This is a genomic window from Novosphingobium sp. NPDC080210, assembly GCF_050281025.1.
Taxonomy (GTDB): Bacteria; Pseudomonadota; Alphaproteobacteria; order Sphingomonadales; family Sphingomonadaceae; genus Novosphingobium.
This window is the reverse complement of the sequence record NZ_JBNNWL010000003.1, coordinates 299882-323115: the sequence shown is the minus strand read 5'-3', so window position 1 is coordinate 323115 and position 23234 is coordinate 299882. Positions and strand designations below refer to the sequence as shown.

The following is a 23234-nucleotide window of genomic DNA, read 5'->3' as shown; positions in this document are numbered from 1 at the left end:
CGCCTAGAAACTCCAACCTTTCGGTGCTGCGAATTCGCGCAGGACCGGAATCCCCATCTCGGCCAGCGGAACAAGGTTTACCGCTTCGCCATTCTTGGTCCCTGCCGCCAGCCGGGTAACACCGCGCAGGACTAGCCCGGTCACCACGCGGCCCCCATCGAGCAGCGCCTTGACCAGGTTGTCCGGCAGCTGTTCGACCGCACCGTCGATCAGGACCAGATCGTATGTCGGCAGTGTCTGGACGCTGTGGACCCCGATCGGGTTGACGGTTTCGACCGACTGCACCAGCGGTTCGACCAGCGCCGAGAGATAGCCGGCGGGGCTGATCACCAGCACCTTTTCGTGCGCTTTCGGTTCGGCCTGGGCCAGCAGGCTCGCCTGGAACAGCGGTGCGGGCAGGGCCTGCCCGTGGTCCAGCGGGATCGCGCGGTCGATATAGGCGTGTCCGCGCGCGGCGGCGGGCACGTAATCTTCGCGCGGCACGCGGGCCAGGACGGCCAGCAGCCAGTCCTGGTTGATTCCGGACACGCGCAGCTGGCTGTCGATCATGGCGCGGCGGGCGGCGCCAAGGTCTTCGGACTGTGATGCAATCGTCTGGGCGGCAAGGGTCATATCGGGCCTCTGGCAAGCTGTATTGCACAAGCAATACAGTAACGCAATTCCTTCGCCTCTTAGGGGAAGCGCCGCCATGCGCCAAGCGCTTTGACGCGGGGCACTTTACGCGCCTATGGGGGCGGCGAAGTGCTATATCAATGGAGTGAGGCAGGCCCATGAACATGGTGACGATCCGCGAGGAAGACCTGATCGAAAGCGTGGCCGACGCGCTGCAATACATCAGCTATTTCCACCCGATGGACTATATCCGCGCGCTGGCCGCGGCCTGGGAGCGGGAGGAAAACCCCGCGGCCAAGGACGCGATGGCCCAGGTCCTCGCCAACAGCCGGATGTGCGCCGAAGGGCACCGGCCGATCTGCCAGGACACCGGGATCGTCAACGTGTTCCTGAAATGGGGCCAGGAATGCCGTCTCGAATCAAACCGCTCGCTGCAGGAAGTGGTCGATGAAGGGGTGCGCCGCGCCTATAACCACCCGGAAAACAAGCTGCGCGCCTCGATCGTGGCCGACCCGGCCTTCACCCGCCGCAACACCCGCGACAACACGCCCTGCGTCCTGAATGTCGAAATGGTGCCGGGCCGCACCGTCTCCATCGACGTCGCGGCCAAGGGCGGCGGGAGCGAGAACAAGTCCAAGTTCAAGATGATGAACCCCAGCGACTCGATCGTCGACTGGGTCCTGGAAATGATCCCGCAGATGGGCGCCGGCTGGTGTCCTCCGGGCCAGATCGGCATCGGCATCGGCGGCACGGCGGAAAAGGCCGTCCTGCTCGCCAAGGAATCGCTGATGGACGAGATCGACATGCACGAGCTCAAGGCGCGCGGTCCGCAGACCGACATCGAAAAGCTGCGCGTCGAGCTGTATGACAAGATCAACGCCCTGGGCATCGGCGCGCAGGGCCTGGGCGGCCTCACCACGGTGCTGGACGTGAAGATCCACGAATGGCCGTGCCACGCCGCAGGCAAGCCAGTGGCGATGATCCCCAACTGCTCGGCCACGCGCCATGCTCATGTCACGCTGGACGGTTCCGGTCCGGCCTTCCTGGAAACGCCGAAGCTGGACGAATGGCCTGATGTCACCTGGTCGCCCGACAAGGCGGCCAAGCGGGTCAACCTCGACACCCTGACGCATGAGGAAGTGCAAAGCTGGAAGCATGGCGACCGCCTGCTGCTGAACGGCAAGATGCTGACCGGCCGCGATGCCGCGCACAAGCGGATCCAGGACATGCTGGCCAAGGGCGAGGAGCTGCCGGTCGATTTCCGCGGCCGCGCGATCTACTACGTCGGCCCGGTCGATCCGGTGATCGGCGAAGTCGTCGGCCCGGCTGGCCCGACCACGGCGACCCGCATGGACAAGTTCACCGACATGATGCTCGACCTGGGCCTGCTGACCATGATCGGCAAGGCCGAGCGCGGGCAGGGTGCGGTGCAGTGCATTGCCAAGCACAAGGTGGCCTACCTGATGGCCGTGGGCGGCGCGGCCTACCTGGTTGCCCGCGCGATCCGCGAAGCCAAGGTCGTGGCCTTCGAAGACCTCGGCATGGAAGCGATCTACGAATTCTCGGTCGAGGACATGCCGGTGACCGTCGCGGTCGATTCCGAAGGCAACAATGTCCACCAGCTTGCCCCGCTGGTGTGGAAGGACAAGATCGCCAAGGAACACCTGAACGGCTGATCCATCGACCAAACGGCAAAAGGGGTCGACCAATCCGCTGGCCTTCGTGGCCAGCGGAAGTCTATCGTCCGGGTGTGATGGAGGAATCCGATAGCCGCCCTTCCCGCGTGCCGACGCGCGCAGTCCTGATCTCCATTGCGGGGATCTGGCTCTGCTATCTGGGCCTGATCACGCTGCGCAGCCTGCTGCTGGATCGGGCCTATTTCCTGGAAATGCTGGGCCTGCGCACCCTGGTCACCCTGGCCGGGATGACGGTGACGGCGCTGGCCTGGCTGATCCTGCGTTTGTTCGACAATGCCCGGATCGGGCTACGCATGGGCATTGCTCTGGTCGTCATGCTGCCCGCCGCGCTGGGTCTGGCGATGATCAACCGCCAGGTCTTTTCCGGGCTCGACCAGAAGATCCTGCAGGAAAAGCGCAATCCGACCGAAGTCCAGATCCGCCACGATACGGCGGGCAACGTGCTGGTCGATATTCCCGATCCCCCGGCACTCACTCCGGATCAGCTTGCCGCCCTGCAAAAGAAGTTCGCCGAACAGGCGCTCTGGCGGCAGCTGACCGACATTGCCATCGGGCGCTATTTCCTGCTGCTGGCCTGGGCCGCGCTCTACTTTGCCATGGTCACGGCGGAGCAGGCCCGCGCGGCCGAACGGCGCGAGGGTGAATACAAGCGCGCGGCCAAGGCGGCGGAGCTGCGCAGTCTGCGTTACCAGGTCAATCCGCACTTCCTGTTCAACACGCTCAATTCGCTGTCCTCGCTGGTGATGACCGGGCGCGGGCAAGCGGCGGAAAAGATGATCCAGGCTCTGTCCAGCTTTTACCGCCGCAGCCTGGCCGAGGACCCGACCAGCGACGTGGCGCTCGATCAGGAAGTGGCGCTGCAACGCGCCTATCTGGAAATCGAATCCGCCCGTTTCCCGGACCGGCTGGTGACGCTGTTCGATATTCCCGCCGCGCTGGAAACGGCGACCGTGCCGGGGATGATCCTGCAACCGCTGGTCGAAAACGCGGTCAAATATGCGGTGGCCCCCACCCGCAAGCCGGTGACGGTAACCATTGCCGCGCGCGAAGACGAAGGCGGGCTGATCGTCGAGGTCAGCGACAATGGCCCCGGCGCGGCCAAGGGCGGCAAGTCCGGTTTCGGCATCGGCCTCGCCAATGTCCGCGACCGGCTGGAAGCGCGATACGGCGCACAAGCGAGCCTGACCGCCGGTCCGGCGCCCGAAGGAGGATGGCAGGCCGTGCTGCGCTTGCCCTTGGAACGCCATGACCGATAAGCCGCTGCGCACTCTGATCGTCGATGATGAGCCCTTGGCGCTGGAGCGGATGGAGATCATCTGCCGCGAAATCGCCGGAATCGAGGTGGCCGGAACCGCGCAGGACGGCGCGGCGGCCCTGCGCCAGATCGGTGCCTTGGCGCCGGACCTGGTCCTGCTCGACATGACCATGCCGGAACTTGATGGCCTGGCCGTGGCGCGCGCCCTGACCCGGCAGGAAGATGCCCCGGCAGTCGTTTTCGTTACTGCGCATGACAATTTCGCGGTTGAGGCGTTCGATCTGGAAGCGGTCGACTATGTCCTGAAGCCGGTGACGCCGGAGCGGCTGGAACGGGCCGTGGCGCGCGCGGCGGCGCGGCGTGGTCAGCGGGCCAGCGGCGGCGGCGACTGGCTGAGCGAATTCTGGGTGCCATACCGCTCCGAACTGCTGCGCATATCGGCTGACGATGTGGACCGGATCGATGCAGAGCGCGATTACGTGCGTTTGCACGTCGGGCAGAAGGACGGGGCCAGCCGGACCTATCTGCTGCTGCAAACCGTTTCAGGGCTGGAAGCGCGGCTCGATCCCGAGCGCTTCATTCGCCTGCACCGCTCCACCATTCTCCGGCGTGACCGGATCAAGGGCCTGCGCCACGATGGCCTGGGCGTCTGGTCGGCAGAGCTGGAGGACGGAACGCTGGTGCGGATTGGCCGGACCTACCTGGCCAAGGCCAAGGCGATGGCGGGCCGCTGACACTTCAATTCGCGGATAAAACGGCCCCGGATGCGGGGGACTGGACTGCTCCGGGGCCGTCGCAAACTGCCCTCAAGCCTTGAGGGCAGTGCTGACCTGTGCGCGAACGTCGGCCTTGCAGCGGCTGACTTCGCGGTGATTCTCTATACGGGTGTTAGGCCGCAGGTCGCTTTCGCAGACCTTGCGCGCAGCGCTTTCGACGCGGCGATCCAGCTCTGCCTGGCCAGCCGGATGGGCCAGGTTGAGATCGGCATAGCGCACTTCGGCGGTGCGGGCCTGGGCAGCGCCCGCGCCAAGCAGGGCCAGGGCAATCGAGGCAGTGAGGAACCGGGACATGGCAGGTCTCCTTTCTTGATCGGCGCTATTTGGGGGGAGGGGGACGGTGCGCCTGATCCTTTGAGTAAGCCGCGCTGCCGGGCGCTCCACCCGGCATCGACCTGCGGCAGCCATCGGGGGACCAAGGTTGGGGATCGTCGACCAACGGTCGATTTCAACCCATGAGTGTATTGCCGTAGTAGTGCACTATGCTGCTGGGCTGTTCTTGAAGCGCGACTCGGCTATGACGCGTCCGGTCGGCCTGCGCGGCCTTCATCCTGTCCGGTCCAGAACCGATGCTTACCGCAACAGGGGAAACCGCAGGCTGGCTTGGTGTATTTCTTTTGCTGTCGGCAGGCGTGTCCCTGTCGCTGCAATTCAGGCGAGTCTCATGAAGCCCTTGGTCCTGTTCCATATCAGCGATCTTCACTTCGGGCGCGAAGACGCCGAGGCCCTGGCCTGGGTGCGCGAGGCGATCGCTGCCGAGCGGCCCGATGCGGTGCTGATCACCGGGGACCTGACCATGCGGGCGCGCCACCGCGAATTCCGCGCTGCCTGTGCGTGGATATCGGAACTGGGCGTTCCGGTGACGGTCGAGATCGGCAATCACGACCTGCCCTATTTCAACCTGATCGAACGCTTCATCCAGCCCTATCGCCGTTATCGCGCGATAGAGAAGCTGCTGGAGCGGGAGCTCGACTTTCCCGGTTTCGCGGTAGTCCCGCTGAAGACCACCACCCGCGCCCAGCCGCGTTGGCCCTGGGTGGAAGGCTGGGTCAGGCCCAATGCCCTGCGCCATACGCTGGAGGCTATCGACGCGCTTCCTGCCGGGACTCGCGTCCTGGTAACCGCGCACCACCCCTTGCTGGAGCGCGCGCCGGATGGCCGCCGCCTGACGATCAATGGCGAGCGGACCATGGCGGCTCTGGCGCGGCGCAAGGTGGCGGCGGTGCTGAGCGGACACGTCCACGATCCGTTCGACCTGGTCCGGGAAACCGCATCGGGTCCGCTGCGGATGATCGGCGCGGGTACGCTCTCGCACCGCCTGCGTTCCAGCCCGCCCAGCTATAACCGGATCGAACTGGGGTCTGATGCGATCAAGGTCACCGCGCGCAACCGCGAACACCAGCCGACAAGGCAGGTGCAGGTTCCTGAAGTGCCCACCGGCCCGCTGCCCGATGAGGCGGCGAGCGCAGAGGCGGGCTAGGCGCTCGCCGCCTTCACCCGGTCCAGCACCCGTGCCTCTGTCGCGTGGAGCAGGGCAAGCAGGTCGTCGCGGCTGACGTCCAGCACTTCGTCCCATTCGCTCAGGACCGCATCCAGATCCTCGTCCTCGATGTGGCCCACCCAGGCCGCGGGGGCAGGGACGGGCATGGCGCGGTGCGGATAGGAATGTCCGGTCAGCTTGTGCCAGGCGAGGCCGAACAGGAGCAGCAAGGCAATGTTGACCGCCATCGGTTCTATCAGGAATCCCAGCCCGGCTGCCGCGCTTCCCGGTGCGGCCATGGCCGTGATCAGGGCAGTCCCGCCCGCCGGAGGATGCAGGCAGCGCGTCAGCTTCATCACGCTGATCGCCAGACCCACCGCCAGCCCGGCGGCGACCCATTGCTCCGCCGCTGCCTCTCGCGCCAGCAGGCCCATCGCTGCGGCGAGGAGATGCCCCCCGGCCACCGGCCAGGGCTGCGCCAGCGGGCTGGCCGGAACAACGAAGACCAGTACCGAGGTCGCTCCCATCGAAGCGACCAGCCAGGGCAGGGCAGGTTCTCCCGCCATCAGCAGGTGCGTCGCATAGCCGGTCAGGGCGATGGCGATGGCGGCGCCCAGCGCACCGGGCAACCAGCGCGTCAGTCCGGCCATCAGGATCGGTGCAGCGCCGGAAAGGCGGCCATGTTTGTCGGGCAAAGTGTACTCCAGACGGGTTTCGCAGGCGGATCGCGGCGCCTCACTCCATGATGCTCGCGCATTCCGCAACGGCTTTTGCCAGGATAGCCTGGCCAGCATCGTTGAAGTGTATGTCGTCCCTGAAGAAAGTTTCTTTCCCGGCTCCTGGTGGGTAGTGCCGTCGCAGGTCAACCACAGGCAGGGCGTGCTTTTCCAGCACGCTTCGAAGTGCAGAATCGCCCGGCTCGGGGCCATTGCGCATTTCAGGCACGGTATAATGCCGAACGGCGCAGAGGGAGACGCCATCGCGCCGGAACTGTTCGATCAGGCGATGGACACCTTGTTCCCCGAGCTGCGTGCGCGCGATGGATGGCAGCTCCTGCGCGGCGCTTGGTCTTCCGAACCAACCGGCGGGGAGATAGCGCGGCAGGTATCGCTGCACGCCTTCCAAGAGCGCGAATGTGGGTGCTTGCGTGGGGTGCTCCGCAGGATCAAGCGGTGCAAAGCTTGGGATGTCGGCAATGTCGTGGGAATTGAGGACCAGGATCGCCTTTTTGTAAGGCAGTAGTTTCCTGAACTCTGTCCAATAGGCCGCCATGTTCTGCGGTCCCCAGCTACCCGCGCTGATATTGGCATAGACCACGCGGTCGTTCGTCAGCAGGCTTGTCGCCAGGTTCTGGTGATCCGTCTGCGCGCCGCCGTTCAGCACGCTATCGCCGAATACCATCACGACTTCGCGATTCCCGAAGCTCGCCAGGGGGAGGTTCCGCATCCCCAATTCGTTGTACAATTGCCGATTGCCGAAACGCATGACGTCCTGGCCGGGCTTGTACATGTATTCGATGGTCGGGTGCGGAACAAATAGCGGAGGGGTGCCAAGACCCAGCCAGGCGCGCGCGACAATCTCGCCAATCAGCGCTGCAACCATCAGAAAAAGCACCGCAGTTCGCGGCCTGATCATCTTTGCGGCAAAAGCCATCGTGCGAACCCCTAAACCGGTCCGCCCAGATAGAAGGCCAATGCAGCCTGTCCACAAAAAAGGGGCTCGCGATTGCTCGCAAGCCCCTGATTTTTCGACCAGAAAAGGTCTGAACGCTTAACGCTTCGAGAACTGGAAGCTGCGGCGTGCCTTGGCACGGCCGTACTTCTTGCGCTCGACCACGCGGGGGTCGCGGGTCAGGAAGCCAGCGGCCTTGACCACGCCGCGCAGGGCCGGTTCGAACTTGGTCAGGGCAGTGGCGATACCGTGCTTCACGGCGCCGGCCTGGCCCGAGAGACCACCACCCTTGACGGTGGCAATCACGTCGTACTGGCCGGCGCGGTCGGCAACCTGGAACGGCTGGTCGATCACGAGGCGCAGGGTCGGACGGGCGAAGTAGACTTCCTGGTCACGGCCATTGACAGTGACCTTGCCTGTGCCGGGCTTGATCCACACGCGGGCCACGGCGTCCTTGCGGCGACCGGTGGCATAGGCGCGGCCCTGGGCGTCCACTTCCTTTTCGCGCAGCGGCGCGGTGGGAGCGGCAGCAACCGGGGTTTCGGCAATGGTGCCGAGAGCGGCGAGATCGGTGACGGTTTCTTCAGACATTACGCGCCCACCTTGTTCTTGCGGTTCATGGCAGCCACGTCGAGCGGCTGCGGCTGGGTGCCACCGTGCGGGTGCTCGGTGCCGGCGTAGAGGTGCAGGGCACGCATCTGGGCGCGGCCCAGCGGACCACGCGGAATCATGCGTTCCACGGCCTTTTCAAGCACGCGCTCGGGAAAGCGGCCTTCCAGAACCTTGTCAGCGGTCACTTCCTTGATCCCGCCGGCATAGCCGGTGTGCTTGTAATAGGTCTGCTGCTTCAGCTTGTTGCCGGTGAACTTGACCTTGTCCGCGTTGATCACGACCACATGGTCGCCGCAATCGACGTGCGGGGTGAAGCTCGGCTTGTGCTTGCCGCGCAGATAGTTGGCGATGACGACGGCGAGACGGCCGACCACCAGACCTTCGGCATCGATCAGATGCCACTTCTTTTCCACCTCGGCCGGTTTGATCGACCGGGTGACCTTGCTGAGCGCCTTCATGGCTGTGAATCCCTTGGCTGTTGCCGCGAATCCGTTGACCGGACCTGCGGGAAGGCCGGCCCAATCGTGCAATTCGGCTACAAAGTCAAGAATTCCGCGCGCTGCGGAAGAGGTAAAATAATACCGTCAGGGTTTTGGCGCCAAGGTCCAGACCTCGCGCGTGGTCCGTTCGGTGCCGGCCAGCCGGGTGGTGATCAGGCGGCTGATGCGCAGCGGAAGACCGCCCGGCATCAGCGCGTCGGCTTTCACGCGCACCTCGATCGAGCCAGTCGATCCATCCGGCAAGGCTGTCCGGCTGGTGGTTGTCCGTTCGCCCGGCCCGGGATTGAACAGGAAAGCGGGCCACGGCGAATTCTCCGAAGTGGTAACGATCATCCCCGCCGCCTGCCCCAGTTCCTCCTTGCCGCGAGGAGGAAGCGCGCTTTTCGAAAGCACCCGCCCGGCCAGTTGCAAGGCGTCGCTGTGCGCCGAAGAGCGTGGGGGGCCTGCGTCGCTGCGGATCAGGCCATGCCGATCGAGGTAGGCGGGAAACAGACCGCTGTCAGGGCGTTTGCGCTCCACCTCGGCCAAGGCGGAGAGCCGCTCCGGCACTTGCACCATCGTGTCCAGCAACTGGCCATCCAGCCTGTAACCATCGGCGTCCGTGCTGAACTGCACTGCGTATTGTCTGGTCACGACGATTTTTCCGCCGCCCGGCAGATCGCGGTACAGCGTGCGGGTCAGGATCAAGGGCGTGGAGGGCGGGGCGAAGGCATCGGAGGCCGCTACTGCTTCCGGTCCGTCCATCGCGGCCAGGTGGCTTGCAGGCAGGACCACGGCTGCGCTTGCGATCAACAGGCGCGCCAGGTTCATAGGCTTGCTTCGATCATTCCTGCGATAGCCCAGTCGCGATGTCTGTTTCTGTCCGGAACAGCAACCCAACCTCCCTGAACCGCCTGTCGTTCACCGCCAGGCGAAATCAGAATCTACGGGATCGAGGGTTCTGGCGCAAGCAAACGATTGGTTTTGGCGGATTAATAGGCCTGCCCCATCCGGTCTAGCGGTGCTGGCGGCCCAGGATGTGCGCCCCCCAGACCGTCGATGCAAGCAGGAGAGCGCCGGTCAACTGGTGCAGCGCGGCAAGCCAGATCGCCATTCCGCTCCAGATCGTCGCGATGCCCAGCAGGATCTGCGTGCCGAATGCGGTGTGGATCGCCAGAGAGGCGCGCCGCTCTAGCGGACGCAGCTTGCGGGATAGCACCACGAGCAGGGCAACGACGACCCAGGCCCACCAGCGGTGGATGAAGTGCACCAGGTAAGGGTCTGCCACCATGGCATGCAGCGCGCCTTTCGCCAGGTCGACACCGGCCGGAAACAGCTTGCCCTGCATCAGCGGCCAGGCGCTCCATTCAAACCAGCCCGCACCGGCCACATAGCCGGCACGCAGTCCTGCGACGAGCGCGCCATAGAACAGCTGCACGCCCAGACCCAGCACCGCAATTGCGGCAAAACCGGTCAGGCGAGAGCGGGGCTCACCCCTCGCATGGGCGCGCAGATCCAGCGCGGTCCAGACCAGCAGGGCCAGCGTGGTCAGCGCCAGCGAGAGGTGCGTCGCGAGGCGCAGGTGGCTGACCTTCACGTCGTTGGTCAGGCCCGACTTGACCATCCACCAACCCACTGCCCCTTGCAGGCCGCCGAGCGCCAGCAAGCCGAGCAGGCGCAAGTGATAACCCTGCGGGATCGCGCGCTTGATCCAGAACCAGGCCAGCGGCAGCGCAAAGGCCAAGCCGATGATCCGGCCCAGCAGGCGGTGGAACCACTCCCAGAAGAAGATGTACTTGAAATCGTCCAGCGTCATCCCCGCCGGCCCGTTGACCTGGGTGTACTGCGGAATGCGCTGGTAAGCTTCGAATTCGCTTTGCCACTGCGATTCCGTCAGTGGCGGGATCGTGCCGGTGATCGGCTTCCATTCCGTAATGGAAAGACCGGATTCGGTGAGGCGCGTTACGCCGCCAACCACCACCATCACGATCACCAGCCCGGCAACGAACAGCAGCCACCGGGCAAGGGCAAGGGGGCGGGGGGCGGAAACGCGTGAATCCGGCTTGGTCATGACCGCGCTAGTGCTGTCCCCCGCGCAAAAGCGCAAGCCTGTTCCAACGAACAGGTGCGATCCTCAAGCAGGCAAGGCGATGCAGGCTTGAAGGATGTTACACTATAACATATATCGTGATCCATGCGCGCAGCCATTGCCATGATTCGCAATCGCCTGGACCGGATGGGCATTCTGCTCTCCGCGCTGTGCGCGCTGCATTGCCTGGCCGGAATCCTGCTGGTGGCGGGCCTGGGCGTCGGGGGTGAATTCCTGTTCGCTCCTTCGATCCACCGCATCGGGCTGGCCCTGGCCATCGTGATTGGCGGGATTACCCTGGCAATCGGAATAGCCCGCCACGGCGATCCCCGTCCGCTCCAGATTGGTGCGCTGGGCCTGGGCCTTATGGTCGTAGCTCTGGCGGTCGGTCACGGAGCGTCCGAAGCGGTGCTGACCATCGGCGGCGTCTCGCTGCTCGCCTGGGCGCACTTGCGCAACTTGCGGCTGAGCAACTGCGCAACTTGCGATTGAGCAGGCGATTGCTATTTGGCAGGGCATGACTGCCCAGCTTTCCATCACCCTCAATGGTGAACCGCGCCGCGCCAATGCGGGCTCCATCGCCGATCTCGTCCGCAGCCTTGAGCTTGACCCCGGCAAAGTCGCCGTGGAGCGGAACGGCCTGATCGTGCCCCGCTCGACCCTGGGCGAGGTGGCGCTGGGCGATGGCGACGTGCTGGAAATCGTCCATTTCGTCGGCGGAGGCCAAGGCGAAGCCAGCGACGATAGCTGGACCGTCGCGGGCCGCACCTTCCGCTCGCGCCTGATTGTCGGTACCGGCAAGTACAAGGACTTTGCCCAGAATGCCGCGGCGGTGGAGGCTTCGGGCGCGGAAATCGTGACCGTGGCGGTGCGCCGGGTGAACGTGTCCGACCCCAAGGCACCGATGCTGACGGACTACATTGACCCGAAGAAGATCACCTATCTGCCCAACACGGCGGGCTGCTTCACTGCCGAAGATGCAATCCGTACCCTGCGCCTGGCGCGCGAGGCGGGCGGCTGGGACCTGGTCAAGCTGGAAGTGCTGGGCGAAGCGCGCACTCTCTATCCCGACATGCGCGAAACGCTGAAGGCGTGCGAAGTCCTCGCGAACGAGGGCTTCCTGCCGATGGTTTACTGCGTCGACGATCCAATCGCCGCCAAGCAGCTGGAAAGCGCGGGCGCGGTGGCGGTCATGCCGCTGGGCGCGCCAATCGGTTCGGGCCTGGGTATCCAGAACCGCGTGACCGTTCGCCTGATCGTCGAAGGGGCCAGCGTCCCGGTCCTGGTCGATGCCGGCGTTGGCACCGCCAGCGATGCCGCCGTCGCGCTGGAACTGGGCTGTGACGGGGTGCTGATGAACACCGCCATTGCCGAGGCGAAGGATCCGATCCGCATGGCCCGCGCCATGAAGCTTGCGGTCGAGGCCGGACGTGATGCCTATCTTTCCGGACGAATGGCTACCCGCAAGTACGCAGATCCCTCAAGCCCGCTGGCAGGCTTGATTTAGCCCTGTTGGTTAACGGGATAGTTACCAACTTATGTTGATCTTGTTCGGACCAATAGGGACAAGATCATGGCTGAGATCGGGACTGCATCACTGACCATTGCCGAACTGCGCGAGTTCGCCAGCTTTTCCGCCTGCGAGCAGCGCTATATCCGCCGCAGCCTGGATATCGGGCTGGGTCGGCAGGATGCACTGCGCGTCTGGGCTCGCAATGCCCCGGAGACCCTGTCGATCCGCGCACAATACGCGATCTATGCCGAACTGGATGCTTTGCGCGGGGCCGTTCCGGGTGAGAAGGGCTTTGACCACCTCGAGGAATTCATCGGCAAACTGATCCGCATTGCCGCTTTCGATCTGGCGCAGGAACGGTTGTCCACATTTTCCGCATTCCGCTTTCTTTACGAGCGTTTGCTGGGTCCGGAAGTGCGTCCGTTCCTGCCTTCCGCCTTCTGCGGGGCCGCCGCATTGCCGCAAATCCGCCCCGAAAAGCGCAAGCACCTGCTGCAATCGATCAGCGAAGCGGCGGCGACTGCCCCCGGCTGGTCGCTGAAAGCGCCCTGTTTTTACCCGGAATGGGTGGAAAAAGAGGCCGCTTAGGCCCCGGAATACGCATTCATGTTATTTTCAGAATCGACAAGCGTCGATTTAGCGGGCAAACCGCCCCCTGCTCGCCCAAGGCGGGCAAGGGTTAACACAAGGGGATTCCCAATGAAGAAGATTGCTCTGTTCGCAGCCGTTGCTGCTGGCTCGCTCGCCCTCGCCGCTTGCGGTGGTGAAAAGCCGGCTGAAGAAGCAACCGCCGTTGCTGAAGAAACCGCTGCTGCTGTCGACGCTTCGGCTGCTGCTTCGGAAGACGCTGCTGCTGCGACCGACGCTGCTGCTGCTCCGGCCGAAGAAGCCAAGTAAGCAAAAGCATCGCGCAAGCGATCAAAGGGCTGGGGCTGGCGGGTGTGGACCACTGCCGCCCCGGCTCTTTTTATTTGTCCGGACCGTTCTGCCCGAATTGCGCGCGGATAGCCGGGCCATCCCCATCAAGATTGGGCGGCGGCGCCAGATCGCGGCGCACCTGCGCCCCGAACCGCACCGGCTGGGCCTGCTCGATATAGGTTCCCTCGCTGGGATGCGCGCGGCGGCGGAAAAAGCTGGTCGCGTTCAAATGCGGATCTTCGATCACTTCTGACAGGTCGCGCACCGGCTGGGCCGGCAATTGTGCCGCGTGGCACTGTTTCAGCAATTCCTCGGTCGTCATCTGCGGAGTCAGCTCTGCCAGCCTGGCATAAAGCTCGTCCTGGTGCTGCGCGCGTCCGCCCGGCACGTTGAAGCGCTCCTGCGCGATGAAGTCCGCCGCGCCGAGCAATGCAAACACCCGGTCCCAGGCGTCGTGGGTATAGATGACGATGCTGATATGCCCGTCCGCCGTCGGGAAAGGCTGGCGCAGCGGATCGATCTGGCGCGGATAGCCAGCCGGGCCAACGGGCGGGTCGAAGGTCTGCCCGCCCAGGTGCTCCAGCAGCATGAAGCTGGAAAAAGCCTCGAACATCGGCACTTCGACCAGTTGACCCTCACCGGTCCGCTGGCGGTGGACGATGGCTGCCAGCGCGCCATAGGCGGCGTGCAGCCCGGCTACCTTGTCGGCAATCAGCGAGGGCAAGTAACGCGGCCGGGGATCGCCATCAACGCGCGGCAGCAGCGTAGCCGTGCCGGTCGCGGCCTGGATCACGTCGTCATAGGCCTGAAGGTCGGCATAGGGCCCATCCTGTCCGAACCCGACGCAGTGGACATAGACGATATCCGGGCGGATCTGCCGCACCGCTTCGTAATCCAGCCCCAGCCGCTCCAGCGCCTTGCCGCGCACGTTGACCACGAAGACATCGGCCTGTTCCAGCAGGCCGCGCATGACCTGCTGATCGGTGGCGGATTTCAGGTCCAGCGCGACGGAGCGCTTGCCCCGGTTGAGCGCCATGAACCCCGGCGCCATGTTGGGACTGGCCGGAGCCGGTCCGGACCAGCGAAACGGATCGCCGATGCCCGGCGTTTCCACCTTGGTCACTTCCGCGCCCAGATCGGCCAGCAACTGCGTGCAATAGGGACCGAATACCACGCTGGTCAGATCCAGCACCCGGATGCCTTCCAGCATCCCCTGTGGCCCGGTCGCCGTCATCCCTTGTACAGCGCGTCCAGCCGTTCGCCGTAGCGGGCCTTGAGCTTGTGGCGGCGGATCGATTGCTTGGGAGTCAGTTCCTCATTGTCGATCGTGAAGGGTTCGTCGGCAAAGGTGAACTGGCGGACCTTTTCGATCACCGACAGGTCCTGGTTCACCCGGTCCAGCGCGGCGCGCACGGCGGAGCGGAAAGCGGGCAGGTCTTGCAGCGCCTTCATGTCGAACTTTTCGCCATTGGCCTGGGCCCATTCGATCGCCCATTCGGTATCGGGCACGATCAGCCCGACCACATAGGGGCGGCGGTCCCCCACCACCATCGCCTGGCCGATTTCGGGTTGCAGGGTCAGCAGGCCTTCGACCCGCGCGGGCGAGATGTTGTCGCCCTTGTCATTGACGATCATGTCCTTCTTGCGGTCGGTAATGACCAGCCGTCCGGCTTCGTCCAGGTGGCCGATGTCGCCGGTGTGCAGCCAGCCATTCTGCAGCGCCTTGGCCGTCTCTGCCTCGTTGCGCCAATAGCCGTGCATGACCAGCTCGCCCCGGACCAGGATTTCTCCGTCCTCGGCAATCCGGAGCTCAACCCCGTGGAGCGGCGGGCCGACCGTGTCCATTTTCAGGCCGGTGCGGGGGCGGTTGCAGCTGATCACCGGTCCGGCCTCGGTCTGGCCATAGCCTTGCAGCATGGTCAGGCCCATCGATTCAAAGAACACGCCCACTTCCGGGCTGAGCGGCGCGCCGCCCGAAACCATCGCCTTCATCCGCCCGCCAAAGCGCGCGCGGATTTTCGGGCGCAGCGTGCGGTCCAGCAGCAGGTCCATCGGCTTGTCGCGCCAACGGCCGCGTCCGGCGGCCTTGCTTGCCCCGATGCCCATTGCGCGGTCCATCAGGAAGTTGGCGACCTTGCCCTGCTTTTCCACCTGCTTCATGATCCGGGTGCGCAGCACTTCGAACAGGCGCGGGACCACGACCATGATGGTCGGGCGCGTCTCCTCGATATTGCTGGCCAGCTTTTCCAGCCCTTCGGAATAATAGATCTGCGCCCCGACCGAGATCGGCAGCATCTGCCCGCCGGTATGTTCATAGGCGTGGCTGAGCGGCAGGAACGAAAGGAACGCCTCGTCATCGTCCAGGCCGAAATCCTCGGACAGGATGCGCGCCGCGCCGTCGGCGTTCATCAGGATCGCCCCGTGGTGCTGCATCACCCCGCGCGGCGCTCCCCCGGTGCCGCTGGTATAGATCAGGCAAGCGGTGTCTTCACGGCCGATCTGGGCGATCCGGGCCTGGACCTTCGCTCGCTGTTCCTTGCCCTCGCCCGCGATCAGGTCGGTCCAGAGGTGGTATTCGAAATTGCTCGCTTGGGTGATGCGCAGCGGATCGATGCCGATCACGTGCCGCGCCTTGCCCGATCGATGCAGCGCGCCGATCAGCGGCTTGGACAGCTTGTCATTGGCGACGATCACCGCGCTGGCGCCGGAATCCTCCAGGATGTGCAAGTGGTCGCGCTCGGTATTGGTGACATAGGCCGGCACCGTGATGCAGCCCGCCGCCATGATCGCGAAATCGGCAATGCACCATTCCGGGCGGTTTTCGGAAACCAGCATCACCCGGTCCCCGTCCTTCAGCCCCATGGCCCGCAGGCTTTCGGCCAGGCAGCAGACCTGCCGGGTCACTTCTGCCCAGCTGAGCGTTTGCCATTCCCCGCCGTGCTTGGCCCACAGGAAGGGCGCATTGCCCTTCGCGTCGGCACGGTTCAGCAAGAGTTCGACCAGATTCCTGGTGTTTGGCAGGTCAGAAATATCAACCACGCACGGCCCCTTTTGCAGCACATCCTGTTCCCGCCTGCTTGGTTAAGCTGCCTTGCGGCGAGGGGCAAGCGGCCTTCAAGCTGCTCTACCCCTCTGGTCAGGTGCTATTCCCGGATTGCCTTGCCTTCGCTGCGCGGGTCCGCCGCGCCCCAGGGCTGGCTGCCGCGCAGTTCGATGGCATTGGCCTTGAGCGGCAGGGCGCGCGGCTGGACATCGGCATGGCCCAAGGCCTTCAGCGCCGGGATCATGCCTTCCAGCCAGGAGCCCTGTTCGACATAGACGGTTTCCGTCCCCGGCGCGAACAGCACCGGCAGGGCGAGTGCCTGCTGAACCGGCAGATCCCAGTCAATCACCCCGATCACGGCGCGGATCACCTGGGCCGGGATCGTGGCCCCGCCCGCCGCGCCGACTACCAGCCGCAAGCGTCCGTCGGGCCCGAAGACCAGGGCAGGTGTCATCGAACTGCGCGGACGCTTGCCGCCTTCGACCCGGTTGGCGACCAGGCGGCCATTCAGCTGCGGGTTCATGTCAAAGTCGGTCAGCTCGTTGTTGAGGTAATAGCCGCCCGCAACGATGCCCGATCCGAACGCGCTTTCGATGGTCGAGGTATAGGACACGGCATTGCCCGCCCGGTCCACGACCGCAAAGTGCGAAGTGCCATTCTCCGCCAGTTGCGACGACGGGGCAAAGGTCAGCTTTTCGGCTCCCGGCGGGGTTCCCGCGACGGCCTTGGCGATGGAACCACTCTGGCTGATCAGGGCCGAGCGGCCGGTCAGGTACTTGCGGTCGATCATTCCCGCCACCGGCACGGTCACGAAATCGGCATCGGCGGCAAAGCGCGCGCGGTCGGCATAGGCCAGCCGCTGGCTTTCCGCGATCAGGTGCCACGAAACCGGATTGTCCTTGCCCAGGGCCTTCATGTCGAACCGCTCAAGCTGGATCAGCGTGGCCAGCAGCGTGGTCGCCCCGGAACTGGGCGGACCCATCGAGCAGACCCGATAGGCGCGGTAGGTGCCGCAAACCGCGGCGCGGTCCTTCGCGGCATAGGCGGCAATGTCGGCCTCGGTCATCGGCGCGGGATTGACCGGTGCCGTAGTGACCTTGGTGACGATGGCCCGCGCATTGGGGCCGGTGTAGAAAGCCTTGGCGCCCTGATCGGCAAACATCTGGAGCGAATCCGCCAGCGCCGGGTTCTTGACCACGGTTCCCACCGGCAGCGGCTGACCGTCCGCGCCGAAGAACATGGCGCGGCCTTCCGCCGAGAAACCGGCGACCTTGGCATTGCTTTTCAGCATGGCATGCAGGCGCGGGGTGATGGCAAAGCCTTCGCGTGCCAGTTTGATCGCCGGAGCGAACAGGGCGGCCCAGGTCAGGCGGCCATGCGCGGCATGGGCCTTTGCGGCGAGCGCAATGTTGCCCGGAACGCCAACGCTGGTTGCGCCGGGCACCACTTCCGGGAATTTGAGCAGAACGCCGTCTTTGTAGAACCATTGCGGATGGGCGGCGGCTGGTGCCGTCTCGCGCCCGTCGATGGTTTCCACTTCGCCCCGGGCATTGGCCGCGACGTAAAAGCCGCCGCCGCCGATGCCGGAGCTTTGCGGCTCGACCACGGTCAGGGCCAGCATCGTGGCAATGGCGGCATCGGTTGCCGTGCCGCCCTGGCGCAGCATCTGCGCCCCCGCTTCGGATGCGCGCGGATCGGCGGCGCTGACCATGCCGGCTTCATAGAGCGCAGCGGCCGGCGGTTCGACCGTCCTGGGGATGATGGTGCAGCCCGAAAGCGTTGCGGCTGCGGCGAGTAGCGTGATCAGGCGGGGAGTCATTCCCCCTTGCTATTCGCTTCCGACCGCCTCGGCAATGGTGGCGAAACCATCGCGTTTCATAAGCCGCTCAAGCCCATGGACAATCTTGCGGGCAATGCCCGGCCCGGCATAGGCCATGGCGCTGTAAAGTTGGACCAGGCTGGCCCCGGCGCGGATTCGCTCCCACGCGTCCTCAGCCGTGGCGATGCCGCCGACGCCTACCAGGGGTACCTGGCCGCCGGTCGCCTTGCGGAAATCGCGGACGCGTTGCAGCGCCAGCGGCTTCAGCGGCGCGCCGGACAGTCCGCCTGCCTCGCCTGCATCGGCTGAAGCGAGGGGCGGACGGGAAATCGTGGTGTTGGACACGATCAGCGCGCCCAGCTGCTTGTCGATCGCGATGCGGGCAATCGCGTCAATGTCTGCCGGTTCCAGATCGGGAGCCACTTTCAGGAAGACCGGAACCTGCGCGCTGCCCCGCGCCGCCAGGACCGCGTCGAGAAGGGCGGTCAGGGCGCCTTCGTCCTGCAAGGCGCGCAGCCCGGGGGTGTTGGGGCTGGAGACGTTGACCGCGAGATAGCTGGCGAGCGGAGCCATCAGCCGCGCCATCGTCGCATAATCGGCAATCCGGTCGGTTGAATCCTTGTTCGCGCCGATATTGATCCCGACGATCCCCGGCTTGCCATGCCGCCGCGCAAGCCGTTCCACCGCCTGTTCGGCGCCGCCATTGTTGAAGCCCATGCGGTTGATCACCGCCTGGTCCTTCGCCAGTCGGAACAGGCGCGGGCGCGGGTTGCCGGCCTGCGGCAGCGGCGTGATCGAGCCGACTTCGGCAAAGCCGAAACCCAGGCCCAGCAGCGCGTCCGGCACTTCGGCGTCCTTGTCGAAACCGGCCGCCATGCCCAGCGGATTGGGAAAATGCAGCCCGGCCACTTCGGTGGCCAGCGGCCCGTCGCAGCGGTCCGTTCCATGCAGCGGCAGGGCTTTCAGCGCCGCGATGGACAGGCCGTGGGCCGACTCGGGGTCAATCAGGAACAGGGCGGGCCGAAACAGCGAATAGACCATGGCGCGCCTATGACAGCGGAGCGCCGCGCTGTCGATTCTTGCGATGAAAATCGATTTCAATCCATTCCGGACCTTTCACCAAGCGCCATCTTGTCGATTCTGTACAATGATATGTCGTTGCGAATTCGTAATGAACTCGTGCGACCCGAAGGACTCGTGGCACATGCCATATCGAGATCCTTAACTTCAAAAAGCGACTCTCTGGCATGTCCGGGAGTCGCTTCTTTTTTGCCCGGATTCCGCCGCTGCTGATCGATTTGCTCGGCACGATTGCATGCGCCGCGTGTTGCGCCTAGGGGAAACCGGAACGAATCAATCCGATTTGCGGGAGCCTTTGCCCATGCGCTTGTCCAGCATGGCCGATTACGCCGTTGTCACCATGACTGCCGCCGCCCGGCATTGCGGCGGCGCGCGCGTGTCCGCCGCGCAACTGGCGGATGAAACCGGCCTTCCGGCACCGACCGTGCAGAAGCTGGTCAGCCGCCTGACCGCAGCGGGGCTGCTGCGTTCTTCCCGCGGCGCGGGGGGCGGGCTTAAGCTGGCGCGTCCGGCGGCGGCAATCACGCTGGCCGACATTGTCGAAGCGGTCGAAGGCCCCATCGCCCTGACCACCTGCATCGACCAGGAGCGGGAAAGCTGCTCGCTCGACGCCTGCTGCTCGGTCAAGCCGCACTGGCCGGTGGTGAACGCCGCCATGCGCGGGGCTCTGGCCGGCGTTTCCCTGACTCAACTTTCCGGAGGCGCGCAATGAGCGATGCGGTGAAGGACCAGGCCGCGCGCGATGCGGCGGCCAAGGTTGCCGATTACGAACACGGCTGGTCCGCCGATATCGAGCAGGAGTTCGCGCCCAAGGGGCTGGACGAAAGCACGGTGCGGTTCATTTCGGCCAAGAAGAACGAGCCGGAATGGATGCTCGACTGGCGGCTCAAGGCGTTCCGCCACTGGCAGACCATGCCGATGCCGGACTGGGCCAAGCTGAACGTGCCGCCGATCGATTACCAGGACGCCTATTACTACGCCGCGCCCAAGGCGAAGCCCAAGCTGGCCAGCCTGGACGAGGTCGATCCTGAGATCCTGGAAGTCTACAAGAAGCTGGGCATTCCGCTGGAAGAGCAGAAAGTGCTCGCCGGGGTGGAAGGCGCGCGCAAGGTTGCCGTCGATGCCGTGTTCGATTCGGTCAGCGTCGCCACCACCTTCCGCGAAGAGCTGAAAAAGGCCGGCGTGATCTTCCTGTCGATCAGCGAGGCGATCCGCGAATACCCCGACCTGGTCAAGCAGTGGCTGGGCAAGGTCGTGCCGATGCACGACAACTATTTCGCCGCGCTCAACTGCGCGGTCTTTTCCGATGGCACCTTCGTCTACATCCCCGAAGGCGTGCGCTGCCCGATGGAGCTGAGCACCTATTTCCGCATCAATGCGGAAAACACCGGCCAGTTCGAACGCACCCTGATCGTGGCCGACAAGGGCAGCTATGTTTCCTACCTGGAAGGCTGCACCGCGCCGCAGCGCGATGAAAACCAGCTTCACGCCGCGGTGGTCGAACTCGTCGCGCTCGACGATGCCGAGATCAAGTATTCGACCGTGCAGAACTGGTATCCCGGCGATGCCGAGGGCAAGGGCGGAATCTACAACTTCGTGACCAAGCGCGCGCTGTGCCAGGGCAAGCGCAGCAAGGTCAGCTGGACCCAGGTCGAAACCGGCTCGGCAATCACGTGGAAGTATCCCTCCTGCGTCCTCAACGGCGAGGATTCGGTGGGTGAGTTCTACTCGGTTGCGGTGACCAACAATTACCAGCAGGCCGATACCGGCACCAAGATGATCCACAACGGCAAGGGCAGCCGCTCCACCATCGTGTCCAAGGGGATCAGCGCGGGCAAAAGCCAGAACACCTATCGCGGGCTGGTCCGCGTGGCCGCCGGGGCGGAAGGCGTGCGCAACTTCACCCAGTGCGACAGCCTGCTGCTGGGCAAGGAATGCGGCGCGCATACCGTGCCCTATATCGAAGTGCGCAATCCCAGCGCCCAGATCGAGCATGAGGCGACCACCAGCAAGATCAGCGACGACCAGCTGTTCTACGCCATGCAGCGCGGGCTGGACCAGGAAGCCGCCGTGGCCCTGATCGTCAACGGCTTTGCCAAGGAAGTGCTGCAGCAACTGCCGATGGAATTCGCGGTCGAGGCGCAGAAGCTGCTGGGTATTTCGCTTGAAGGAAGCGTTGGATGAAAAAGACTCTCACCGTCCGCCCGCTCGAAGAGCGCACCGAAGCGCCGCCGCTGCAAAAGCGCGGGCGGGGCTGGAACATTGGTGAAAAGCGGCTGGACGCGATTCACGAAATGGCCCGCGCGATGAAGCGCGAGCCGACCCCTGCCCATGCCCTGCTGGCGGAAAAGTTCGCGGCGCAGGAACTGGGCAAGTATCGCCTGCACCGCCAGGTCGTGATCGGTTCGGCGATCGTCGATTTCGCCTGCCAGCCGCTGAAAGTGGCCGTTTCCATCGACGAAGGCGGCGATCCGGCCATTACCGCGCGCCGTGACAAGAGCCTGGAAGCCGTGGGCATCCAGTTGCTGCGCTTTCCCGCCGCCGAGGTCCTGGCCGACCCCGACGCCGTCGTTACAACCGTAATCGCCGCGATGAAGGCGCGCTGGGAAGAGCGCCGCGCCCGTGGCCGCGCCCGCCCCGCACCTTCCGCTCGCCAAGGATATAGCCGGTGACCCTGCTTCGCATTGAAAATCTTCACGCCACCGTTGCCGACAAGCCGATCCTCAAGGGCCTGTCGCTGTCGATCAACCCGGGCGAAGTCCACGCGATCATGGGGCCGAACGGCGCGGGCAAGTCGACGCTGGGCTACACGCTTGGCGGGCGGCCCGGTTACGAAGTGACCGACGGTTCGGTCCAGTTCGCCGGGCAGGATCTGCTGGAACTGGAACCGCACGAGCGTGCTGCGGCCGGCCTGTTCCTGGGCTTTCAGTACCCGGTCGAGATTCCGGGTGTCTCCTTCGTCCAGTTCCTGCGCGAAAGCCTGAATGCCCAGCGGGTCAGCCGTGGCGAAGAGCCGCTGTCCGGCGGCGAGTTCCTCAAGCTCGCGCGGGAAAAGGCCGCGCTGCTCAAGATGGACATGGACATGCTCAAGCGCCCGGTGAACCTGGGCTTTTCCGGCGGCGAGAAAAAGCGCGCGGAAATGGTCCAGATGGGCATCCTCAATCCGAAGCTGGCGATCCTCGACGAGACGGACTCCGGACTCGACATCGACGCGCTGCGGATCGTGGGCGAGGGGATCAATGCGGTCATGCGCGCGCCGGACAAGGCCGTGCTGCTGATCACCCACTACCAGCGCCTGCTTGACTATGTGAAGCCGGACTTCGTCCACGTCCTTGCGGCAGGCCGTATCGTCAGGACGGGCGGACCGGAACTCGCGCTCGAACTGGAAGAGCGCGGTTACGAGGCGGTGGCAGCGTGACGCAGGCACTCGCCCTCCCCACCCGCAAGAGCGAGGATTACCGCTATGCGGACCTCGCCGCGCTGGAGCCGCTGTGGCCGATCGCGCCGGAACGGATCGTGCTGGGCGCGGGCGAGGAAGGAGCGCTTGCCATACTGCACACGGGCAACAGTCCGGTTGCGCGCGATCTGGAAATCGTCCTCGGCGACGGGGCAAAATATGCCCTGCACCTGCTGGATGCCGGCGAATCCTATGGCCGCTTTGCTGTGCGCGTCACGCTTGGCGCGGGGGCCGAGTTTACCTTTGGCGCGGCGCAGCTGGCCGGCGCGGGCCAGACGCTGGAGATCGTGACCGAAGTGACGCACGCCGCGCCTGATGCGGTCAGCCGGCAGGTGGTCCGCTCGGTTGCTTCGGCCAGGTCGACGGTGAACTATCTGGGCAAGGTGCTCGTGGCCAAGGGCGCGGACGGCACGGATGGCGAGCAATCGGTGCGAGCCATGCTGCTCGACCGGACGGCCACGGCCAATGCCCGCCCGGAACTGGAAATCTATGCCGACGACGTGAAGTGCGCCCACGGCTGCGCGGTCGGTGAACTCGACGCGCAGGCCCTGTTCTACATGGCCCAGCGCGGGCTGCCGCCGCAGGAAGCCAAGAAGCTGATGCTCCAGGCCTTTGTGGCCGAGGCCTTTGTCGGTGCGGCTGAGGAAGAGCAATTGCTCGAAGCCGCACTGGGCGCGCTGGGGAGGCTGGTGTGAACAAGGCCAGCCCATTCCTCCCCGAACCGGGGAGGGGG

25 protein-coding genes are annotated in these 23234 nt (G+C 64.9%); 13 read left to right on the top strand and 12 right to left on the bottom strand.

The features are described 5' to 3' along the window. Positions 1 to 3: 3 nt before the first annotated feature. Positions 4 to 612 (bottom strand): protein-L-isoaspartate O-methyltransferase family protein, encoded by a 609-nt coding sequence (locus tag ACQKOE_RS10540; RefSeq protein ID WP_427512750.1) that lies wholly within the window; start codon positions 610 to 612, stop codon positions 4 to 6. A 164-nt stretch (positions 613 to 776) separates the two neighbouring features. Here ACQKOE_RS10540 and ACQKOE_RS10535 point away from each other — a divergent pair, with 164 nt between their 5' ends. From ACQKOE_RS10535 to ACQKOE_RS10525, 3 genes are all read left to right on the top strand, one after another. Further along, positions 777 to 2288: a fumarate hydratase gene (locus ACQKOE_RS10535; RefSeq protein ID WP_427512938.1), complete on the top strand. Its 1512-nt coding sequence runs from the start codon at positions 777 to 779 to the stop codon at positions 2286 to 2288. Between the two features lie 77 nt (positions 2289 to 2365). After that, positions 2366 to 3565: a sensor histidine kinase gene (locus tag ACQKOE_RS10530; RefSeq protein ID WP_427512749.1), complete on the top strand. Its 1200-nt coding sequence runs from the start codon at positions 2366 to 2368 to the stop codon at positions 3563 to 3565. Beyond that, complete coding sequence (locus ACQKOE_RS10525; RefSeq protein WP_427512748.1) at positions 3555 to 4298, top strand: LytR/AlgR family response regulator transcription factor; 744 nt, start codon at positions 3555 to 3557, stop codon at positions 4296 to 4298. The genes ACQKOE_RS10530 and ACQKOE_RS10525 overlap by 11 nt, the downstream gene beginning before the upstream one ends. 72 nt (positions 4299 to 4370) lie before the next feature. Here the strand turns inward: ACQKOE_RS10525 and ACQKOE_RS10520 are convergent, their stop codons facing one another. Continuing rightward, entirely contained in the window at positions 4371 to 4634 is a 264-nt protein-coding gene (locus tag ACQKOE_RS10520; RefSeq protein ID WP_374590442.1) for a UrcA family protein, read from the bottom strand. 370 nt (positions 4635 to 5004) lie between these two features. Between ACQKOE_RS10520 and ACQKOE_RS10515 the strand changes: the two genes are divergently transcribed. Continuing rightward, a complete protein-coding gene (locus ACQKOE_RS10515) occupies positions 5005 to 5820 on the top strand; it encodes a metallophosphoesterase family protein (protein WP_427512747.1) in 816 nt (271 codons plus the stop codon). On the opposite strand, the gene ACQKOE_RS10510 is transcribed toward ACQKOE_RS10515, so the two are convergent. The 6 genes from ACQKOE_RS10510 to ACQKOE_RS10485 all read right to left on the bottom strand — a co-directional run bounded on the left by ACQKOE_RS10510 (position 5817) and on the right by ACQKOE_RS10485 (position 10653). Continuing rightward, positions 5817 to 6515 (bottom strand): HPP family protein, encoded by a 699-nt coding sequence (locus ACQKOE_RS10510; RefSeq protein ID WP_427512746.1) that lies wholly within the window; start codon positions 6513 to 6515, stop codon positions 5817 to 5819. The two genes, ACQKOE_RS10515 and ACQKOE_RS10510, sit on opposite strands and share 4 nt — an antisense overlap. 40 nt (positions 6516 to 6555) lie before the next feature. Then, positions 6556 to 7473, bottom strand: a complete 918-nt coding sequence (locus ACQKOE_RS10505; protein WP_427512745.1) for a hypothetical protein — start codon at positions 7471 to 7473, stop codon at positions 6556 to 6558. A 117-nt stretch (positions 7474 to 7590) separates the two neighbouring features. Continuing rightward, positions 7591 to 8082 (bottom strand): 30S ribosomal protein S9, encoded by a 492-nt coding sequence (gene rpsI, locus ACQKOE_RS10500; RefSeq protein WP_374590452.1) that lies wholly within the window; start codon positions 8080 to 8082, stop codon positions 7591 to 7593. After that, the gene (gene rplM / locus ACQKOE_RS10495; protein WP_374590454.1) at positions 8082 to 8561 is read right to left on the bottom strand and encodes a 50S ribosomal protein L13; all 480 of its coding nucleotides are present in this window, start codon (positions 8559 to 8561) and stop codon (positions 8082 to 8084) included. Before rplM ends, rpsI begins: the two co-directional genes overlap by 1 nt. 126 nt (positions 8562 to 8687) lie before the next feature. Next, complete coding sequence (locus ACQKOE_RS10490; protein ID WP_427512744.1) at positions 8688 to 9413, bottom strand: hypothetical protein; 726 nt, start codon at positions 9411 to 9413, stop codon at positions 8688 to 8690. A gap of 184 nt (positions 9414 to 9597) precedes the next feature. Then, positions 9598 to 10653 carry a COX15/CtaA family protein gene (locus ACQKOE_RS10485; protein WP_427512743.1) on the bottom strand — a complete coding sequence of 352 codons (1056 nt, stop codon included), beginning with the start codon at positions 10651 to 10653 and terminating at the stop codon, positions 9598 to 9600. A gap of 123 nt (positions 10654 to 10776) precedes the next feature. On the opposite strand from ACQKOE_RS10485, the gene ACQKOE_RS10480 reads away from it, so the two are divergent. From ACQKOE_RS10480 to ACQKOE_RS10465, 4 genes are all read left to right on the top strand, one after another. Next, complete coding sequence (locus tag ACQKOE_RS10480; protein WP_427512742.1) at positions 10777 to 11163, top strand: MerC domain-containing protein; 387 nt, start codon at positions 10777 to 10779, stop codon at positions 11161 to 11163. A gap of 25 nt (positions 11164 to 11188) precedes the next feature. Continuing rightward, complete coding sequence (gene thiS / locus ACQKOE_RS10475; RefSeq protein WP_427512741.1) at positions 11189 to 12178, top strand: sulfur carrier protein ThiS; 990 nt, start codon at positions 11189 to 11191, stop codon at positions 12176 to 12178. Between the two features lie 66 nt (positions 12179 to 12244). Continuing rightward, positions 12245 to 12772, top strand: a complete 528-nt coding sequence (locus ACQKOE_RS10470; RefSeq protein ID WP_427512740.1) for a hypothetical protein — start codon at positions 12245 to 12247, stop codon at positions 12770 to 12772. Positions 12773 to 12883: 111 nt separating this feature from the next. Next, positions 12884 to 13081 carry a hypothetical protein gene (locus ACQKOE_RS10465; protein ID WP_374590946.1) on the top strand — a complete coding sequence of 66 codons (198 nt, stop codon included), beginning with the start codon at positions 12884 to 12886 and terminating at the stop codon, positions 13079 to 13081. Positions 13082 to 13151: 70 nt separating this feature from the next. On the opposite strand, the gene ACQKOE_RS10460 is transcribed toward ACQKOE_RS10465, so the two are convergent. The 4 genes from ACQKOE_RS10460 to ACQKOE_RS10445 all read right to left on the bottom strand — a co-directional run bounded on the left by ACQKOE_RS10460 (position 13152) and on the right by ACQKOE_RS10445 (position 19005). Next, entirely contained in the window at positions 13152 to 14336 is a 1185-nt protein-coding gene (locus tag ACQKOE_RS10460; protein WP_427512739.1) for a CaiB/BaiF CoA transferase family protein, read from the bottom strand. Continuing rightward, positions 14333 to 16141, bottom strand: coding sequence for an AMP-dependent synthetase/ligase (locus tag ACQKOE_RS10455; protein WP_427512738.1), 1809 nt, complete (start codon positions 16139 to 16141; stop codon positions 14333 to 14335). The genes ACQKOE_RS10460 and ACQKOE_RS10455 overlap by 4 nt, the downstream gene beginning before the upstream one ends. Positions 16142 to 16245: 104 nt before the next feature. Continuing rightward, entirely contained in the window at positions 16246 to 17964 is a 1719-nt protein-coding gene (ggt, locus tag ACQKOE_RS10450; RefSeq protein ID WP_427512737.1) for a gamma-glutamyltransferase, read from the bottom strand. 9 nt (positions 17965 to 17973) lie between these two features. Further along, entirely contained in the window at positions 17974 to 19005 is a 1032-nt protein-coding gene (locus ACQKOE_RS10445) for a quinone-dependent dihydroorotate dehydrogenase (RefSeq protein ID WP_427512736.1), read from the bottom strand. A gap of 340 nt (positions 19006 to 19345) precedes the next feature. Here ACQKOE_RS10445 and ACQKOE_RS10440 point away from each other — a divergent pair, with 340 nt between their 5' ends. Genes ACQKOE_RS10440 through ACQKOE_RS10420 form a run of 5 tightly spaced genes read left to right on the top strand, consistent with a single transcriptional unit; the run spans position 19346 to position 23196 of the window. Then, the gene (locus ACQKOE_RS10440) at positions 19346 to 19756 is read left to right on the top strand and encodes an SUF system Fe-S cluster assembly regulator (RefSeq protein WP_427512735.1); all 411 of its coding nucleotides are present in this window, start codon (positions 19346 to 19348) and stop codon (positions 19754 to 19756) included. Further along, positions 19753 to 21228: a Fe-S cluster assembly protein SufB gene (gene sufB, locus ACQKOE_RS10435; RefSeq protein WP_427512734.1), complete on the top strand. Its 1476-nt coding sequence runs from the start codon at positions 19753 to 19755 to the stop codon at positions 21226 to 21228. Before ACQKOE_RS10440 ends, sufB begins: the two co-directional genes overlap by 4 nt. After that, positions 21225 to 21716 (top strand): endonuclease domain-containing protein, encoded by a 492-nt coding sequence (locus ACQKOE_RS10430; protein WP_427512733.1) that lies wholly within the window; start codon positions 21225 to 21227, stop codon positions 21714 to 21716. The genes sufB and ACQKOE_RS10430 overlap by 4 nt, the downstream gene beginning before the upstream one ends. Before the next feature lie 2 nt (positions 21717 to 21718). Continuing rightward, positions 21719 to 22462: a Fe-S cluster assembly ATPase SufC gene (gene sufC, locus ACQKOE_RS10425; protein WP_427512937.1), complete on the top strand. Its 744-nt coding sequence runs from the start codon at positions 21719 to 21721 to the stop codon at positions 22460 to 22462. Beyond that, positions 22459 to 23196, top strand: a complete 738-nt coding sequence (locus ACQKOE_RS10420) for a SufD family Fe-S cluster assembly protein (protein ID WP_427512732.1) — start codon at positions 22459 to 22461, stop codon at positions 23194 to 23196. The genes sufC and ACQKOE_RS10420 overlap by 4 nt, the downstream gene beginning before the upstream one ends. Positions 23197 to 23234: the final 38 nt, after the last annotated feature.

Excerpts from the sequence above, each read along its gene's own strand:
- ACQKOE_RS10505 (WP_427512745.1), bottom strand. The coding sequence starts at position 7,473 with ATGGCTTTTGCCGCAAAGATGATCAGGCCGCGAACTGCGGTGCTTTTT.
- ACQKOE_RS10470 (WP_427512740.1), top strand. The coding sequence starts at position 12,245 with ATGGCTGAGATCGGGACTGCATCACTGACCATTGCCGAACTGCGCGAG.
- rplM (WP_374590454.1), bottom strand. The coding sequence starts at position 8,561 with ATGAAGGCGCTCAGCAAGGTCACCCGGTCGATCAAACCGGCCGAGGTG.
- ACQKOE_RS10530 (WP_427512749.1), top strand. The coding sequence starts at position 2,366 with ATGGAGGAATCCGATAGCCGCCCTTCCCGCGTGCCGACGCGCGCAGTC.
- ACQKOE_RS10445 (WP_427512736.1), bottom strand. The coding sequence starts at position 19,005 with ATGGTCTATTCGCTGTTTCGGCCCGCCCTGTTCCTGATTGACCCCGAG.
- ACQKOE_RS10485 (WP_427512743.1), bottom strand. The coding sequence starts at position 10,653 with ATGACCAAGCCGGATTCACGCGTTTCCGCCCCCCGCCCCCTTGCCCTT.
- ACQKOE_RS10515 (WP_427512747.1), top strand. The coding sequence starts at position 5,005 with ATGAAGCCCTTGGTCCTGTTCCATATCAGCGATCTTCACTTCGGGCGC.
- ACQKOE_RS10440 (WP_427512735.1), top strand. The coding sequence starts at position 19,346 with ATGCGCTTGTCCAGCATGGCCGATTACGCCGTTGTCACCATGACTGCC.
- ACQKOE_RS10520 (WP_374590442.1), bottom strand. The coding sequence starts at position 4,634 with ATGTCCCGGTTCCTCACTGCCTCGATTGCCCTGGCCCTGCTTGGCGCG.
- rpsI (WP_374590452.1), bottom strand. The coding sequence starts at position 8,082 with ATGTCTGAAGAAACCGTCACCGATCTCGCCGCTCTCGGCACCATTGCC.
- ACQKOE_RS10525 (WP_427512748.1), top strand. The coding sequence starts at position 3,555 with ATGACCGATAAGCCGCTGCGCACTCTGATCGTCGATGATGAGCCCTTG.
- ACQKOE_RS10535 (WP_427512938.1), top strand. The coding sequence starts at position 777 with ATGGTGACGATCCGCGAGGAAGACCTGATCGAAAGCGTGGCCGACGCG.
- ACQKOE_RS10460 (WP_427512739.1), bottom strand. The coding sequence starts at position 14,336 with ATGACGGCGACCGGGCCACAGGGGATGCTGGAAGGCATCCGGGTGCTG.
- ACQKOE_RS10490 (WP_427512744.1), bottom strand. The coding sequence starts at position 9,413 with ATGAACCTGGCGCGCCTGTTGATCGCAAGCGCAGCCGTGGTCCTGCCT.
- ggt (WP_427512737.1), bottom strand. The coding sequence starts at position 17,964 with ATGACTCCCCGCCTGATCACGCTACTCGCCGCAGCCGCAACGCTTTCG.
- ACQKOE_RS10430 (WP_427512733.1), top strand. The coding sequence starts at position 21,225 with ATGAAAAAGACTCTCACCGTCCGCCCGCTCGAAGAGCGCACCGAAGCG.
- ACQKOE_RS10540 (WP_427512750.1), bottom strand. The coding sequence starts at position 612 with ATGACCCTTGCCGCCCAGACGATTGCATCACAGTCCGAAGACCTTGGC.
- ACQKOE_RS10480 (WP_427512742.1), top strand. The coding sequence starts at position 10,777 with ATGCGCGCAGCCATTGCCATGATTCGCAATCGCCTGGACCGGATGGGC.
- ACQKOE_RS10465 (WP_374590946.1), top strand. The coding sequence starts at position 12,884 with ATGAAGAAGATTGCTCTGTTCGCAGCCGTTGCTGCTGGCTCGCTCGCC.
- thiS (WP_427512741.1), top strand. The coding sequence starts at position 11,189 with ATGACTGCCCAGCTTTCCATCACCCTCAATGGTGAACCGCGCCGCGCC.
- sufB (WP_427512734.1), top strand. The coding sequence starts at position 19,753 with ATGAGCGATGCGGTGAAGGACCAGGCCGCGCGCGATGCGGCGGCCAAG.